Raw genomic sequence first — 12,806 nt, forward strand, 5'->3', positions numbered from 1 at the left:
GAAGTACATGCCGACCACCGCGGTCAGCACCACGAACACCAGGCCGACGGTCATCGCGACGATTCAGAAGCGTGGGGCCTCGCGCGAGACGAGCCCTCCCGCGACCACGGATGGAGCCACCAGCAACCGTCTTGCCAACCACGGCATGGGCTTTTCCTCCAGCTACGACGTTGGCACGTTATGGCGAGATGGCCTTGCCCGGGGGCATGGTGTCCCGCGGATCCGGTGCACCTCTGATCGTGGGCATGGTTTCTCCGTCGCACCGCGCCGCGCCGGGCGGGGGGTATGCACCGACAGCGGCCGGCTGGCAGGCGCCATGGGCACTCATGCCGGGGGGTATTTGACGGCGGCGGCGGCCGCGATCCATTGCGTGAACGCGGCCACGGCCGTGTCGCCAGCGCGGTCGTCGCCCACGACCAGCGTGTAGTCGGGGCCGCGCCAGGCCGGCCCGGCGAGCGGGCACACGAGGCGGCCGGTGGCGATCTCGCGCTCGATGAGCGGCAGCGACGCCAGCGTCACGCCCAGCCCCTCGACGGCCGCGCCCAGCTGGAGGTAGACGTGGTCGAAGTCGAGGTGGCGCGCCGGCCGCAGGCCCGGCGCGCCGGCCTCCTGCAGCCAGCCGGCCCAGGCGGCGCGGGTGCTCGTGGAATGCAGAAGCGTGTGGCTGCGCAGGTCCGCCACCGCCTGGATCGGGTGGCGCTGCAGCACCGACGGACTGCAGGCCGGCAGGCGCAGGTCGGCCATCAGCGCCGTGGACCGGAGCCCCGCCGCGGTCTCCGGGCCCGAACGCACGCCGACGTCGAACGCATCGCCGACATAGCGCAGCCGGCGCGAGCTGGTCGACAGCCGCACCTCGATGTCGGGATAGCGCGACTCGAAGTCGGCCAGCCGCGGAATCAGCCAGCACAGCGCGAAGCTTGCCAGCGCATTGACCCGCACCACGCCCGAGACGCGGCGCACGGCGCTCCGGTGGCGCAGCCGCTCGGCGCCGGCCGCGAGGCCGTCGAAGGCCTTGCCCACGTCGGCCAGCAGGGCGGCGCCCTCGTCGGTGAGCTGCACACCGCGTGGCCGGCGTTCGAACAGCGGCTTGCCGAACCAGTCCTCCAGCAGCCGTATCTGCTTGCCGACGGCCCAGTGGGTCACGTTCAGCTCGGCCGCGGCGGCGGCGAAGCTGCCGTGCCGCGCCACCGCCTCGAAGCCGCGCAGCGCATTGAGCGGCGGCAGCCGGCCGCGCTCCGCATGTGGCGGCTGGGCGGGTGATCCAGCGTGACTTTTTCTCTCCATTGGCGCGATATTAAGTCGGTGGTGGTTTCGCCGGCGCCGCCCTAGCATCGACCGATGACATCGATTCCGCGCGCCGCCGCGCCGCCCGCGCCTGCCCGCACCCGGGTGCTGTGGCTGTCCTGCGTGGCGCATGCGCTGCACGACGGCTACACCGACATGGTCTACGTGCTGCTGCCGGTCTGGCAGGCGGAGTTCGGCCTGGGGTTCGGTGCGCTGGCCATGCTGCGCGGCATCTACGCCGGCACCATGGCCTGCCTGCAGATACCGGCCGGCCGGCTCGCGCGGCGGACCGGCAGCCGTGCCACCCTGGCGGCGGGCACGCTGCTGGCGGCGGCGGGCTATGCGGCCGCCGGCACGAGCGGCAGCCTGCTGGGACTGTGCGCGGCGCTGGCCCTGTCGGGCAGCGGCTCCAGCACCCAGCATCCGCTGGCCTCCGGCGCCGTGTCGCGTGCCTACGGCAGCGGCGCGCGCGGCCCTCTGGGCGTCTACAACTTCGCCGGCGACCTCGGCAAGGCGGCGCTGCCGGCGGCCCTGTCGCTGCTGGTGGCCGCCATGCCCTGGCGCCATGCGCTGTGGGCGGTGTCCGCCCTCGGCGCGCTGGTGGCCGTGGGCATCGCACTTTTCCTCCCTGCGCTGCCGGATGGCGCCCCGGCGGCGGGGCCTGCGGCCGACGGCGGCCGGCCCGCGTCCGCCCGGGGCTTTCGCCTGCTGCTGGCCATCGGCGTGCTCGACACCGGCGTGCGCATGGGCGTGCTGACCTTCCTGCCGTTCCTGCTCCAGGACAAGGGCATTGCGGCCCCGATGCTGGGCACGGCGCTGGCCCTGCTGTTCATCGGCGGCGCGGCGGGCAAGTTCGTCTGCGGCTGGCTCGGCGAGCGCCTGGGCGTCGTCGGCACCGTGTTCGCCACAGAAGGCGGCACCGCCGTCTGCATCGTCGCCGTGCTGCTGTGCCCGCTGGGCCCGGCGCTCGTGCTGCTGCCGCTGCTCGGTGCGATGCTCAACGGCACCTCGTCGGTGCTGTACGGCACCGTGCCGGACCTGGCGCCGCCCGGCGGCACCGAGCGCGCCTTTGCGCTGTTCTACACCGGCGTCATCGCCTCGGGCGCCGTGGCGCCGGTGGCCTACGGGCTGCTGGGCGACCAGGTCGGCATCCGGCCCGCGACGCTGGCCGCGGCGGCGACGGCGGTGGCGATCATTCCCCTGGCATGGGCGCTGCACCGTCGGCTGCCGCGGGCCGCGCGACCGTGAGCCGCCACCTTCCCCTGGAGCTTCGTCCCGATGAATGCCTTGCCGAACGCACCCCTGATCCTCATCACCGGCGCGAGCCGCAGCATCGGCGCCGCGACGGCGCGGCTCGCGGCCCGGCAGGGCTACGACGTCGCGATCAGCTACGTCGCCAGCGACTCCGCGGCGCAGGCCGTCGTCGCCGATGTCGAGTCGCTCGGCCGCCGGGCGCTCGCGGTTCGCGCCGACAGCGCCGATCCGCAGCAGGTGGCGGCGCTGTTCGAAGCCGTCGACCGCGCGTTCGGCCGCAGCCTCGACGTGCTGGTCAACAACGCCGCGGTGCTGGCGCGGCAGTCGCGGCTGGAGGGGCTGGACTTCGCGCGGCTGCAGCGCGTCTTCGCCGTCAATGCGATCGGCCCGATGCTGTGCGCGCAGCAGGCGGTGTGGCGCATGTCCCACCGCCACCAGGGGCGCGGCGGCGCCATCGTCAACGTGTCCTCGGCCTCGGCGCGGCTCGGCAGCCCCCACGAATACGTCGACTACGCGGCCTCCAAAGGTGCGCTGGAGACGTTCACGACCGGCCTGGCCAGGGAGGTGGCGCGCGAAGGCATCCGCGTGAACTGCGTGCGCCCCGGCCACATCTATACCGACATGCATGCCAGCGGCGGCGAGCCGGGCCGGGTGGACCGCGTCAAGGACACGATCCCCATGGGCCGCGGCGGCCAGCCCGAAGAGGTGGCGCGGGCCATCCTGTGGCTAGCGGGCGCCGAGGCTTCCTTCGTGACCGGCACCTTCCTCGACGCCACCGGCGGCAAGTGAGAAGAAGGGTGGCTACAGCGCGAAGATCTTGCCCGGATTCATGATGTTCTGCGGATCGAGCGCGCGCTTGATCGTGCGCATCAGCTCCACCGCGCCGGCCCCGGCTTCGGCCGGCAGGAACGCCATCTTGTGCAGGCCGATGCCGTGCTCGCCGGTGCAGGTGCCGCCCGCGGCGATGGCCCGCTCGACCAGCGCGTGGTTGAGGCGCTCGGCCACGGTGCGCTCCGCATCGGAGGCCGGGTCGATCAGGTAGCCCATGTGGAAGTTGCCGTCGCCCACGTGGCCGACGAGGAAGTAGGGCAGGCCGGCCGCTTCGGCCTCGGCCACGGCGAGCAGCACCGCGTCGGCCAGCCTCGCGATCGGCACGCAGACGTCGGTGGTCACCACGCGGCAGCCGGGGCGCGACTGCACGCCGGCGAAGTACGCGTTGTGCCGCGCCGTCCACAGGCGGGTGCGCTCCTCAGGCGTGTGGGCCCATTCGAAGTCGTTTCCGCCGTGGTCGGCCGCCAGTTCCTGCACCAGTTCTGCCTGTTCCTTTACGCCGGTCGGCGAGCCGTGGAATTCCATCAGCAGCATCGGCTCCTCGCGCAGGCCGAGCTTGCTGTGGGCGTTGACCATGCGCACCGTGTTGGCGTCGAGCAGCTCGACGCGCGCGATCGGCACGCCGACCTGGATGACCGCGATGGTAGTGCGCACCGCGGCCTCGATGCTCGGGAAGGAGCAGACCGCCGCCGAGATGGCCTCGGGCAGCGGGTAGACGCGCAGCGAGACTTCGGTCACCACGCCGAGCGTGCCCTCGCTGCCGACGATGAGGCGCGTGAGGTCGTAGCCGGCGCTGCTTTTCCTGGCCAGCGTGCCGGTGCGCACGACTTCGCCGGCGGCGGTCACGATTTCGAGCGCCAGCACGTTCTCGCGCATGGTGCCGTAGCGCACCGCGTTCGTGCCCGAGGCGCGGGTGGAGGCCATGCCGCCGATGGAGGCGTCGGCGCCCGGGTCGATCGGGAAGAACAGGCCCTGGTGGCGCAGTTCCTCGTTGAGTTGCTTGCGCGTGACGCCGGGCTGTACCGTGACCGTCAGGTTCTCGGCGTGCACGGCCAGCACGCGGTTCAGGCGGTTGACGTCGATGCTGATGCCGCCCTGCACGGCGAGCAGCTGGCCTTCGATCGACGAGCCGGCGCCGAAGGGGATGACCGGCACCGCGTGGCGCGCAGCCAGCGCCACCGCGTCGGCCACGTCTTGCGTGCTTTCGGCAAACACCACGGCCGCCGGCGGCGGCACGGCGAACGGCGACTCGTCGCGGCCGTGCTGCTCGCGCACCGCCTGCGCGGTCGACAGCTGCGCGCCGAAGCGCTCGCGCAGCGCGTCGATGAGGGCGGCGGGCACCGTGCGCTGGGCGACGGTGGGAACGAGGTGGGCGGGGTCGGTGGGAGCGTTCATCGGCGGTCTCTGCCGCCCAGCGTTCGTGGGGCGCGCGGCGGCATGCGGGTAAAGCGCATATTTTGCGCCCGGCCGCGCGTGGGCCGGATACGAATTGCGCCGCCGGGGCGATCGCCGCGCACAAGCACCATCCGTTGCCGCCTACAGGGCGCAGGACTGCGCGCACCGGACGCTGGCCCTCCCCACAACCCTCTCACTCCCCAGGAGGTTCCCCGTGTTCGCACACAACAAGCGCCTGCAGTACACCGTCCGTGTCGGCGGCACCAACCCCGGCCTGGCCAACCTGATGCTCGAGCAGTTCGGCGGGCCGCAGGGCGAACTGGCCGCGGCCACCCGCTACTTCACCCAGGCCCTGTCGGAAGAAGACCCGGGTCGCCGCGACATGCTCTACGACATCGCGACCGAGGAGCTCAGCCATCTGGAGGTCATCGGCAGCATCGTCGCCATGCTCAACCGCGGCGCCAAGGGCCGGCTGGCCGAGGCGGTCGACACCGAGGCCGACACCTACCGCCGCATCACCGGCGCGGGCAACGACAGCCATGTGACGCAGGTGCTCTACGGCGGCGGCACGCCGCTGACCAGTTCGGCCGGCGTGCCGTGGACGGCGGCCTATATCGACACCATCGGCGACCCCACGGCCGACCTGCGCAGCAACATTGCCGCGGAGGCCCGCGCCAAGATCGTCTACGACCGGCTCATCGCGCTGACCGACGACCCCGGCGTGAAGGACGCGCTGACCTTCCTGATGACGCGCGAGATCGCGCACCTGAAGTCGTTCGAGAAGGCGCTGTATTCGATCGAAGGCAACTTCCCGCCGGGCAAGCTGCCGCCCGACCCGCGCTTCGAGAGCATCTACTTCGACATGTCGCAGGGCGACCCGCAGGCGGTGCCCGGTCCGTGGAACGATCCGGAGAAGTTCGAGATCGTCTCCGACCGCGAGCGGCAGGTGGCGGTGGATGGCGGCACCGGCCTGCCCACGGTGGAGCTGGCGCCCGACGAGGTGGCGGTGGTCGCCGCGTTCGCCACGCGCACTGCATCGGATCCGCAGTCCGATCCGACCACGGGCGCCGAACTCGGCGCGCTGGGCTCCGGCAACGCAGCCCAGCGCTGAGTGCGTCGCCGGCGAGGAAAGCGGCCCGTCCCGTGCCGGACGGGCCGCTTTGCTTTCCATGGGGAAGTGAAGCTGCCGCCAGCGCCTGCCTCAGGCGCCGCCCACGATGCTGACCACCTTGCCGGATCCGCTGCAGGTCGGGCAGGCCGCCGCCCCGGCGCGGCCGCTGCCGCCGCACTGCGGACAGACGTTCTCGCCGGTGCCGGCCTGGCCCGGCGGGGCTTCGTCGCCGGGGTTCAGCGACTGCCCGTCCGCGCCGCCGTCGGCATGGGCGCCGGCCGGCTGGTCGGACCGCGCGCCGGGGCCGGCCGGTGCGCGGCGGGGTTCGTTGGAAGCCGGATGCAGGTCGGGCCGGCGCACCGCTTCCTGCGCGCGTGCGGCGCGGGGTGCGCCGTCCTGGCCGTCGGGGGTCGACGGACCGCTCGGACTGGTCATGCCGCACCCGTCAGCGCTTGGCCGGCAAGCCGCCGGTTTCGCTGCGCTGCAGATACTGCCGGGTGATCGACGGCAGCTGTTCGAGCAGCCAGGCGGCCATCGCTTCTTCTTCGGCCAGATTGCCTGCGCTCACCGCGCGCAGGTCCTCGTCCTGCAGCAGCTCGGCCGCGGCCAGCAGGATGCGGTATGAGGCGATCTCGAGCTGCTCGAAGTGATAGGAGGCCAGGGCGATCTTCACCACCTCGTCGCCGGCGGCCATCGTGCCCACGCCCTGGGCGAAGGCCGCCACGCGGCCGGTGACGTCCTTCACCAGGGAGGTATCGCCGCCGTGCGCCTCCAGATAGGCGCGCAGCCGCCGGGCCTGGCCGCGGGTTTCCTCCAGATGGCTGCGCAGCCGGGCCTGCAGCTCGGGGTAGTGCTCGACGCGTTCGGCCGTGGCCGAGAGCATCTGTTCGGCCTGTTGCTCCATCGCATGCGCATCGCGCAGCCAGTCGAGCACTTCGTTGCGGGCTTGTTCCATGGTCATGTCCTGAAATGGGATGGGAGGGTGGGGGGGTCATGACCGGATGGCGCCGTCGTCCCCAACACCGAGTCTTCCGAGGGCGCCGCGCCCGCATCTGCGGACCGATGGCGAAGCGGGTTGTAGGACGGCGGCGCATCGGCCAGCGCAGATGTAGGCGGCAGCGCACGGCGGCCGCGGGCCCGGCCGCACGAGGCGGCGCGGCCGCGGCCGGCCCGCGCGCTGCTGATCGGTGCCTAGGCTGCGCCGCAGTTCCGCCGTCCCCTGCGCGGACGTTCACCTGACGAGGAGCCTGCGACGCCATGAACCCATCGACCACCTTGCGCCTCGGCGTGGCCGCGGCCGCCCTGGCCGCCCTGGCCGGCTGTGCCACCAGCCGCGACGCCCCCACCAGCCAGCTCGCCCTGGCCCGCAGTGCCGTCGAGCGTGCCGCCGCCGCGCCCGCCGCGGTGGAAAGCGCGCCGGTCGAATTGCAGCTGGCCCGCGACAAGCTGCTGCGCGCCGAGCAGGCCGCGGGCAACCGCGACTACGACTATGCCCGCCGCCTGGCCGCCGAGGCCGAGGTCGACGCCCAGGTGACCGAATCGCGTGGCGCGGCGCTGCGCAGCCAGGAGGCGCTGGCCAAGGTGCGCGAGGGCCTGCGCGCGCTCAACGACGAAATCAACCGCAACGCCGCCGCGCCCGCCGCCGTGGCCGTGCCGGTCCCGCCGCCGCCGGCGGTCGTGCCCGTGCGCCCCGTTCCCTGACCCGCGGCCCGCCGCCGCCCTCCCACCAGGAAGCACCACACCATGACGACGACGAATCCCTCCTTCCGCTGCCTCCCCGCGCTGGCCGCGGCCGTGTCCACCGCCGTGCTGCTGTCGGCCTGCGGCAGCATCGGCCCCAACGTCGCGCTGGAAGACGCCCGCAACACTGTGGCCTCCACCGGCAGCGACCCGGACGTGGTCAGCCGCGCACCGGTCGAGCTCAAGGCCGCGCGCGACGCGCTGCAGCGCGCCGACCAGGTCTGGAACAAGGACCATGACGACGCCGAGACCACGCATCTGGCCTACATCGCCTCGCAGCGCGCCGCCATCGCCCGCAACGCCGCGCAGCAGCGCCGCGCCGACGACGAGATCAAGACCGCCGGCAGCGACACCGACCGCCTGCGCCTGGAGCAGCGCACCCGCGAGGCCGAGCGCGCCCGCGCCCAGGCCCAGAGCGCCACGCAGCTCGCCGCCGTGCAGGGCGCCCAGGCCCGCGCCGCGCAGGACCGCGTGCGCCAGCTCGAAGCCCAGCTGCGCGACATCGAGGCCCGGCAGACCGAGCGCGGCCTGCTGGTCACGCTGGGCGATGTGCTGTTCGCCTTCGACAAGTCCGAGCTGCTGCCGGCAGCCGGCCCGCGGCTGGACAAGCTCGCGGGCTTCCTGCGCCAGTTCCCGCAGCGCCGGCTGCTGGTGGAGGGCTACACCGACGCGGTCGGCTCCGGGCAGTACAACGACGACCTCTCGCGCCGCCGCGCCGAGGCGGTGCGCAGCGCGCTCGTCCAGCGCGGCGTGGACGCCTCGCGCATCGACGCCCGCGGCTACGGCAAGGCCTACCCGGTCGCCGACAACGGCACCAACGAAGGCCGGGCGCTGAACCGCCGCGTCGAGGTGGTGATCGCCGACGAGAACGGCAACCTGCGCGGGCGATAAGACGCGGCGCTTCCGTGTGCCGGTACAGGTTGCTCGGGGGTATATGCTTGCAGCGTGCAACAGATGCGCGCTGTGGGCATATGACTGAGTGGGTATACCATCACTCTTCCGTGCGGGGTCATCGTCGCGCGCACCCCGTCGCGGGAGCTGTAGACCCCCGGCACCGGCTCGCCGGTGACTTCGAGCATGCCCCCGCGGCGCCCTGCGGGCGCTTGTCGAGGTCCGGTTCCTGGTGGCCCGCGCCCCTGCGCGCGCGTGGTGTTGGGTTGGTGTAGACGCCGCTGCCGCCGCGCGGCCATCGACGCCGCGCTCGCCGCCGCATAATCCCGCCTCTTTCCGCCACCACGCGCGACAGAGCGCCTCCGCACCATGGGCCACCGCCTCACCCAGATCGCCACCCGCACCGGAGACGACGGCACCACCGGCCTGGGCGACAACACGCGCGTGCGCAAGGACAGCGCCCGGCCGCAGGCCCTGGGTGACGTGGACGAATTGAACGCCCACATCGGCCTGCTGCTGTGCGAGCCGCTGCCCGACGCGGTGCGCGCGCTGCTCGTCGACGTGCAGCACCAGCTCTTCAACCTTGGCGGCGAGCTGTCGATCCCCGGCTTCACGCTGCTGCAGCCCACCGCGCTCGCACAGCTCGACGCGGCGCTGGCCCACCACAACGCCGCGCTGCCGCGGCTGGCCGAATTCGTCCTGCCGGGCGGCACCCGCGCCGCCGCGCAGGCGCACGTCTGCCGCACCGTGGCCCGCCGCGCCGAGCGCAGCGTGGTCGCGCTGGGCGCGGCCGAGGCCGCCGTCAACGACGCGCCGCGCCAGTACCTCAACCGCCTGTCGGACCTGCTGTTCGTGCTGGCGCGCGTGCTCAACCGCACGGACGGCGGCGACGTGTACTGGAAGAGCGAGCGGCTGGCGCGCGGCGGCTGACGCGCCGCCTCGGAAATTGGCCCTTCAGTGCGGGGCCAGCAGGGCCTCCACCGCCAGGCCGATGGACAGCAGCCGCTCGTCCCGGCCGTGCAGCGCCGCGACCGACAGGCCGACCGGGGCACCGCCCGCCTCGTGGCAGGGGATCGACAACGCGCAGCCGTCGACGAAGTTGACCAGCGTGGGGTTGCGCAGCAGCAGCAGGTTGGTGTCGCCGAACAGTTCGTCGGACGCCAGCAGCGGCGCCAGCGGCGGGGCGACGACCGGCACCGTCGGCCAGACGAAGGCGTCGAAGCCGGCCAGCCGCTCCTCCACCGCCTCGGTCCAGGCCTGCCGGCGCGCCAGCAGCGCCAGCAGGTCGGCCAGGTTCGCGTTCCGGCCCTTGAGCACGCGGCTCAACACGCGCGGGTCGAACTGCTGGGGCGCCGCGGCGATGTCGCCGGCGCGCGCCGCATAGGCCTCCAGCGCGGTGAAGCCGCTCTGGGCATTGATCTGCGCCAGCTCCAGGAATTCAGGCACTTCCACCGCGTGCAGCGTGGCGCCGGCGGCCGACAGGCGGGCCAGCGCGCGGTCGTGGACCGCAGCCACGGTGGCGTCCATGCGGTCGAGCACCAGCGTGGTCGGTGTGGCCAGCGACAGGCCGCGCAGCGCAGCCGGCTGCAGGCTGCGCCCGGCCGTGGCCGAGAGCACCGCGTCCACCGCCGCGCAGCAGGCCACGGTGGGAGCCATGGCACCCACCGAATCGAGCTGGCGCGACAGTGCCAGCGTGCCGCGCTGCGGCACCCGTCGCGCCGTCGGCTTGAAGCCGGCCAGGCCGCACAGGGCCGCCGGTATGCGCAGCGAGCCGCCGGTGTCGGTGCCCAGGCCGGCCACGGCCATGCGGTCGCTCACCGACACCGCCGCGCCCGAGGACGAGCCGCCCGGAATGCGTCCGGTGGTGCGGTCCCACGGACCCAGCGGCGTGCCGTGGTGCGGGTTGATGCCCACGCCGGAATAGGCGAATTCGGTCATGTTGGTGCGGCCCACCGGCACGGCACCCGCGTCGAGCAGGCGCTGCACCGCGGCCGCGTTGGCGGCGGCGGGCGCGGCGCCGTCGAGCACGCGGGAGCCGGCGCGCGTGACCTGGCCGGCCACGTCGAACAGGTCCTTGATCGACACCGGCAGGCCTTCCAGCGGCGAGCGCGCGCCGTGCCGGGCGCGGTGCGCATCGGACAGCGCCGCCTGCGCGCGCGCGGCCGCCGGGTCCTGCAGGGTGAAGACGCGCGCGCCTTCGCCGGCCGGGTCCGCCGCGCGGGCCAGGGCCTCGTCGACCAGGGCGGCGGAAGTGGTCTCGCCCCGGCTCAGGCGGGTCTGGAGTTCGGTGATGGAGAAGGTCATGGTGGGCGTGACGGTATCAGCGATCAGGCGACGTGGGGCAGCACATCGGTGGCATAGCGGTGCCGCAGGACGCGCCGGCGCACGGGGTCGCGCAGCTCCATGGCGAAGGCGGCCGCCGGGCGGATGCCGCCCTGCGCCGCCACGCTGCCGCAGCTCATGGCCGTGCCGGCGGGCAGGACGCCGCCATCCCAGTGGCCCGCGATCAGGTCGGCCGGCGTGCGCAGGCCGGCCAGGGGGCCGTGCTGGTAGACGCGCGTCTGCCCGTCTTTCTCGATCTCGGCATACAGCTCCAGCCGGTCCCAGTGCGCGGCCACGTCGGCATGGCGCCAGGCAGTGGTCGCCACGGGCTTGGGGCAGGCCTGCTTGGACAGGGCCACGCTGTGCGATTCGAGCCGGCGGTCGGTGTGGTCCGACGTCAGGCTGACCAGCAGCTCGCCGCGGTGCATGAACACCAGCACCTCGGCCTCGCCCGACGAATCGCCGCCCACCACCTGAATGCGCTCTTCCTGCACCAGCTGGTTGGCCGCGACGCGGTAGTACAGCGGCACGGCGCTCGGGCGGGGCACGCCGAGCGCGGCCAGTTCCTCGATGTGGTGCTCGATGGCTGCCAGGTCGCGGCCGGCCCAGCCGGCGATGACGAACTGGTCGATGTCCACGGTGATCGATTCGGAAGCTTGCTCCGGAATCTGCAGATCGAAATGCAGGCGCATGGGGTGGGGGTCGGAGAGTGGGGAAGGCGGTGTGCCGGTCCGCGGGAATTGTTCGAGCGCGCCCCGGCAGCGTCCAGCAAGTTTTTCTTTGCGTGCGCGAAAGAAATCTCCGTGCAGCACGGGTGCGAAATTTGCCTGTCTCCTGGGGAAAACCCGGGCAAGTCGGGATTGCACAGGCGCCCGGAATGGCCCAAGTTGGCGCACTTTGCCCATCGCGGGCGATGAATGGTGCGCCCACGCACCAGGATGGTGAGACTCGATGATGGTGAACGGATGAATACGCGCTTCGTCGAAGCGTTCCTGTGGTCCGCGCGGCTCGGCAGCTTCCGCGCGGCGAGCGAGCGCCTGCACATCACGCAGGCGGCCGTGGCCAACCGCATCGCGTCGCTGGAGCAGGACATCGGTGCGCGCCTGTTCGAGCGCGATGCGCGCGAGCTGCGCATCACGCCGGTCGGCATGCGCCTGCTGGAGTACGGCGACCGCCTGATGGAGCTGCGCCGCGAGATCGTCTCGCTGGGCCGTCCACAGCGCGAGGTGTCGGGCCTGGTGCGCATCGGCGCGATCGAGACGGTGGTGCACACCTGGCTGCTGGCCTTTTTGACCAACCTGCAGTCGACCTACCCGGCCGTCGAGGTGCAGATCACGTCGGAGACGACGCGCGCGCTGCACCGCGGCCTGCGCGAAGGCGCGCTCGACATTGCCCTGCAGACCGATCCGCTGGGCGAGCCCGGCATCGTCAACATGCCCTGCCTGCCGATGAAGATGGGCTGGGTGGGCCGCCCGTGCGGCGAGGGGCCGCTGCCGGTGGAACAGATCCTGCGCGAGCCGGTGCTGACCATGAGCCCGAGATCGCAGCCGCACGAGGCCCTCAAGGGACTCTACCGCGAAGCCGGCATCCCGGTGGGCAAGGTGCATTGCGTGAGCTCGATCGCGGCGCTGGCCCGGCTGGTCACCCACGGTTTCGGGCGGGCACTGGTGCCCTTGCCGGCGATCGACGAATACGTGGAGCGCGGCGAGCTGCAGATCATCGCATCGGACCGGCCGGTGCCGCCGCAGCGCATCGTGGTGAGCTACCTGGACGCGGCAGGGTCGGATGCCATCCGTCTGGTGGCGGAGCTGGCCAGCCGGGTGTCGGACCAGTTCACCTCCGGTCTGGATACCCCAGCCGCGGGCGCTGCGGCGTAAGGGTTTCTGCTGATCCGGCGACAAGAAATAGTGGGGGCGACGGCAAAGAATTAATCGTTTGTGGCTGCGGAAGATGCGTTTGAAGATTGGACGGTCTAAAT

13 protein-coding genes are annotated in these 12,806 nt (G+C 72.7%); 7 read left to right on the top strand and 6 right to left on the bottom strand.

The annotated features are described in order from the left end of the window. Nucleotides 1-324 precede the first annotated feature (324 nt). Nucleotides 325-1,284: a transcriptional regulator GcvA gene (gcvA, locus tag GAK38_RS01220; RefSeq protein WP_325340693.1), complete on the bottom strand. Its 960-nt coding sequence runs from the start codon at nucleotides 1,282-1,284 to the stop codon at nucleotides 325-327. A gap of 54 nt (nucleotides 1,285-1,338) precedes the next feature. On the opposite strand from gcvA, the gene GAK38_RS01225 reads away from it, so the two are divergent. After that, on the top strand, nucleotides 1,339-2,532 hold the full coding sequence (locus GAK38_RS01225) for an MFS transporter (protein WP_325340695.1): 1,194 nt from the start codon (nucleotides 1,339-1,341) through the stop codon (nucleotides 2,530-2,532). Nucleotides 2,533-2,562: 30 nt separating this feature from the next. After that, nucleotides 2,563-3,327 (top strand): SDR family oxidoreductase, encoded by a 765-nt coding sequence (locus GAK38_RS01230; RefSeq protein WP_325340697.1) that lies wholly within the window; start codon nucleotides 2,563-2,565, stop codon nucleotides 3,325-3,327. Between the two features lie 12 nt (nucleotides 3,328-3,339). On the opposite strand, the gene GAK38_RS01235 is transcribed toward GAK38_RS01230, so the two are convergent. After that, nucleotides 3,340-4,764, bottom strand: coding sequence for an FAD-binding oxidoreductase (locus GAK38_RS01235; RefSeq protein ID WP_325340699.1), 1,425 nt, complete (start codon nucleotides 4,762-4,764; stop codon nucleotides 3,340-3,342). Between the two features lie 214 nt (nucleotides 4,765-4,978). Between GAK38_RS01235 and GAK38_RS01240 the strand changes: the two genes are divergently transcribed. Continuing rightward, the gene (locus GAK38_RS01240; RefSeq protein ID WP_325340701.1) at nucleotides 4,979-5,875 is read left to right on the top strand and encodes a manganese catalase family protein; all 897 of its coding nucleotides are present in this window, start codon (nucleotides 4,979-4,981) and stop codon (nucleotides 5,873-5,875) included. A 90-nt stretch (nucleotides 5,876-5,965) separates the two neighbouring features. Here the strand turns inward: GAK38_RS01240 and GAK38_RS01245 are convergent, their stop codons facing one another. Together GAK38_RS01245 and GAK38_RS01250 are read right to left on the bottom strand one after the other, a co-directional pair. After that, entirely contained in the window at nucleotides 5,966-6,310 is a 345-nt protein-coding gene (locus GAK38_RS01245) for a hypothetical protein (RefSeq protein WP_325340702.1), read from the bottom strand. A gap of 10 nt (nucleotides 6,311-6,320) precedes the next feature. Further along, complete coding sequence (locus GAK38_RS01250) at nucleotides 6,321-6,830, bottom strand: ferritin-like domain-containing protein (RefSeq protein WP_325340703.1); 510 nt, start codon at nucleotides 6,828-6,830, stop codon at nucleotides 6,321-6,323. A 302-nt stretch (nucleotides 6,831-7,132) separates the two neighbouring features. On the opposite strand from GAK38_RS01250, the gene GAK38_RS01255 reads away from it, so the two are divergent. From GAK38_RS01255 to GAK38_RS01265, 3 genes are all read left to right on the top strand, one after another. Further along, complete coding sequence (locus GAK38_RS01255; protein WP_325340705.1) at nucleotides 7,133-7,576, top strand: DUF4398 domain-containing protein; 444 nt, start codon at nucleotides 7,133-7,135, stop codon at nucleotides 7,574-7,576. A 42-nt stretch (nucleotides 7,577-7,618) separates the two neighbouring features. Continuing rightward, nucleotides 7,619-8,506, top strand: a complete 888-nt coding sequence (locus GAK38_RS01260) for an OmpA family protein (RefSeq protein WP_325340706.1) — start codon at nucleotides 7,619-7,621, stop codon at nucleotides 8,504-8,506. A gap of 369 nt (nucleotides 8,507-8,875) precedes the next feature. Continuing rightward, the gene (locus GAK38_RS01265; protein WP_325340708.1) at nucleotides 8,876-9,436 is read left to right on the top strand and encodes a cob(I)yrinic acid a,c-diamide adenosyltransferase; all 561 of its coding nucleotides are present in this window, start codon (nucleotides 8,876-8,878) and stop codon (nucleotides 9,434-9,436) included. A gap of 24 nt (nucleotides 9,437-9,460) precedes the next feature. Here the strand turns inward: GAK38_RS01265 and GAK38_RS01270 are convergent, their stop codons facing one another. Both GAK38_RS01270 and GAK38_RS01275 read right to left on the bottom strand, forming a co-directional pair. Next, entirely contained in the window at nucleotides 9,461-10,810 is a 1,350-nt protein-coding gene (locus tag GAK38_RS01270; protein ID WP_325340709.1) for an amidase, read from the bottom strand. Nucleotides 10,811-10,833: 23 nt separating this feature from the next. Further along, nucleotides 10,834-11,520, bottom strand: a complete 687-nt coding sequence (locus tag GAK38_RS01275) for a DUF2848 domain-containing protein (RefSeq protein ID WP_325340711.1) — start codon at nucleotides 11,518-11,520, stop codon at nucleotides 10,834-10,836. Nucleotides 11,521-11,793: 273 nt separating this feature from the next. On the opposite strand from GAK38_RS01275, the gene GAK38_RS01280 reads away from it, so the two are divergent. Continuing rightward, nucleotides 11,794-12,705, top strand: a complete 912-nt coding sequence (locus GAK38_RS01280) for a LysR family transcriptional regulator (protein ID WP_325340712.1) — start codon at nucleotides 11,794-11,796, stop codon at nucleotides 12,703-12,705. Nucleotides 12,706-12,806 lie beyond the last annotated feature (101 nt).

The sequence above is a fragment of the Xylophilus sp. genome (assembly GCA_009914555.1).
Lineage (GTDB): Bacteria > Pseudomonadota > Gammaproteobacteria > Burkholderiales > Burkholderiaceae_C > WNDY01.

Coding starts and splice junctions, on each gene's coding strand:
- GAK38_RS01260 (WP_325340706.1), top strand. CDS start 7,619: ATGACGACGACGAATCCCTCCTTCCGCTGCCTCCCCGCGCTGGCCGCG.
- GAK38_RS01270 (WP_325340709.1), bottom strand. CDS start 10,810: ATGACCTTCTCCATCACCGAACTCCAGACCCGCCTGAGCCGGGGCGAG.
- GAK38_RS01230 (WP_325340697.1), top strand. CDS start 2,563: ATGAATGCCTTGCCGAACGCACCCCTGATCCTCATCACCGGCGCGAGC.
- GAK38_RS01225 (WP_325340695.1), top strand. CDS start 1,339: ATGACATCGATTCCGCGCGCCGCCGCGCCGCCCGCGCCTGCCCGCACC.
- GAK38_RS01275 (WP_325340711.1), bottom strand. CDS start 11,520: ATGCGCCTGCATTTCGATCTGCAGATTCCGGAGCAAGCTTCCGAATCG.
- GAK38_RS01280 (WP_325340712.1), top strand. CDS start 11,794: ATGAATACGCGCTTCGTCGAAGCGTTCCTGTGGTCCGCGCGGCTCGGC.
- GAK38_RS01265 (WP_325340708.1), top strand. CDS start 8,876: ATGGGCCACCGCCTCACCCAGATCGCCACCCGCACCGGAGACGACGGC.
- GAK38_RS01235 (WP_325340699.1), bottom strand. CDS start 4,764: ATGAACGCTCCCACCGACCCCGCCCACCTCGTTCCCACCGTCGCCCAG.
- GAK38_RS01245 (WP_325340702.1), bottom strand. CDS start 6,310: ATGACCAGTCCGAGCGGTCCGTCGACCCCCGACGGCCAGGACGGCGCA.
- gcvA (WP_325340693.1), bottom strand. CDS start 1,284: ATGGAGAGAAAAAGTCACGCTGGATCACCCGCCCAGCCGCCACATGCG.
- GAK38_RS01250 (WP_325340703.1), bottom strand. CDS start 6,830: ATGGAACAAGCCCGCAACGAAGTGCTCGACTGGCTGCGCGATGCGCAT.
- GAK38_RS01255 (WP_325340705.1), top strand. CDS start 7,133: ATGAACCCATCGACCACCTTGCGCCTCGGCGTGGCCGCGGCCGCCCTG.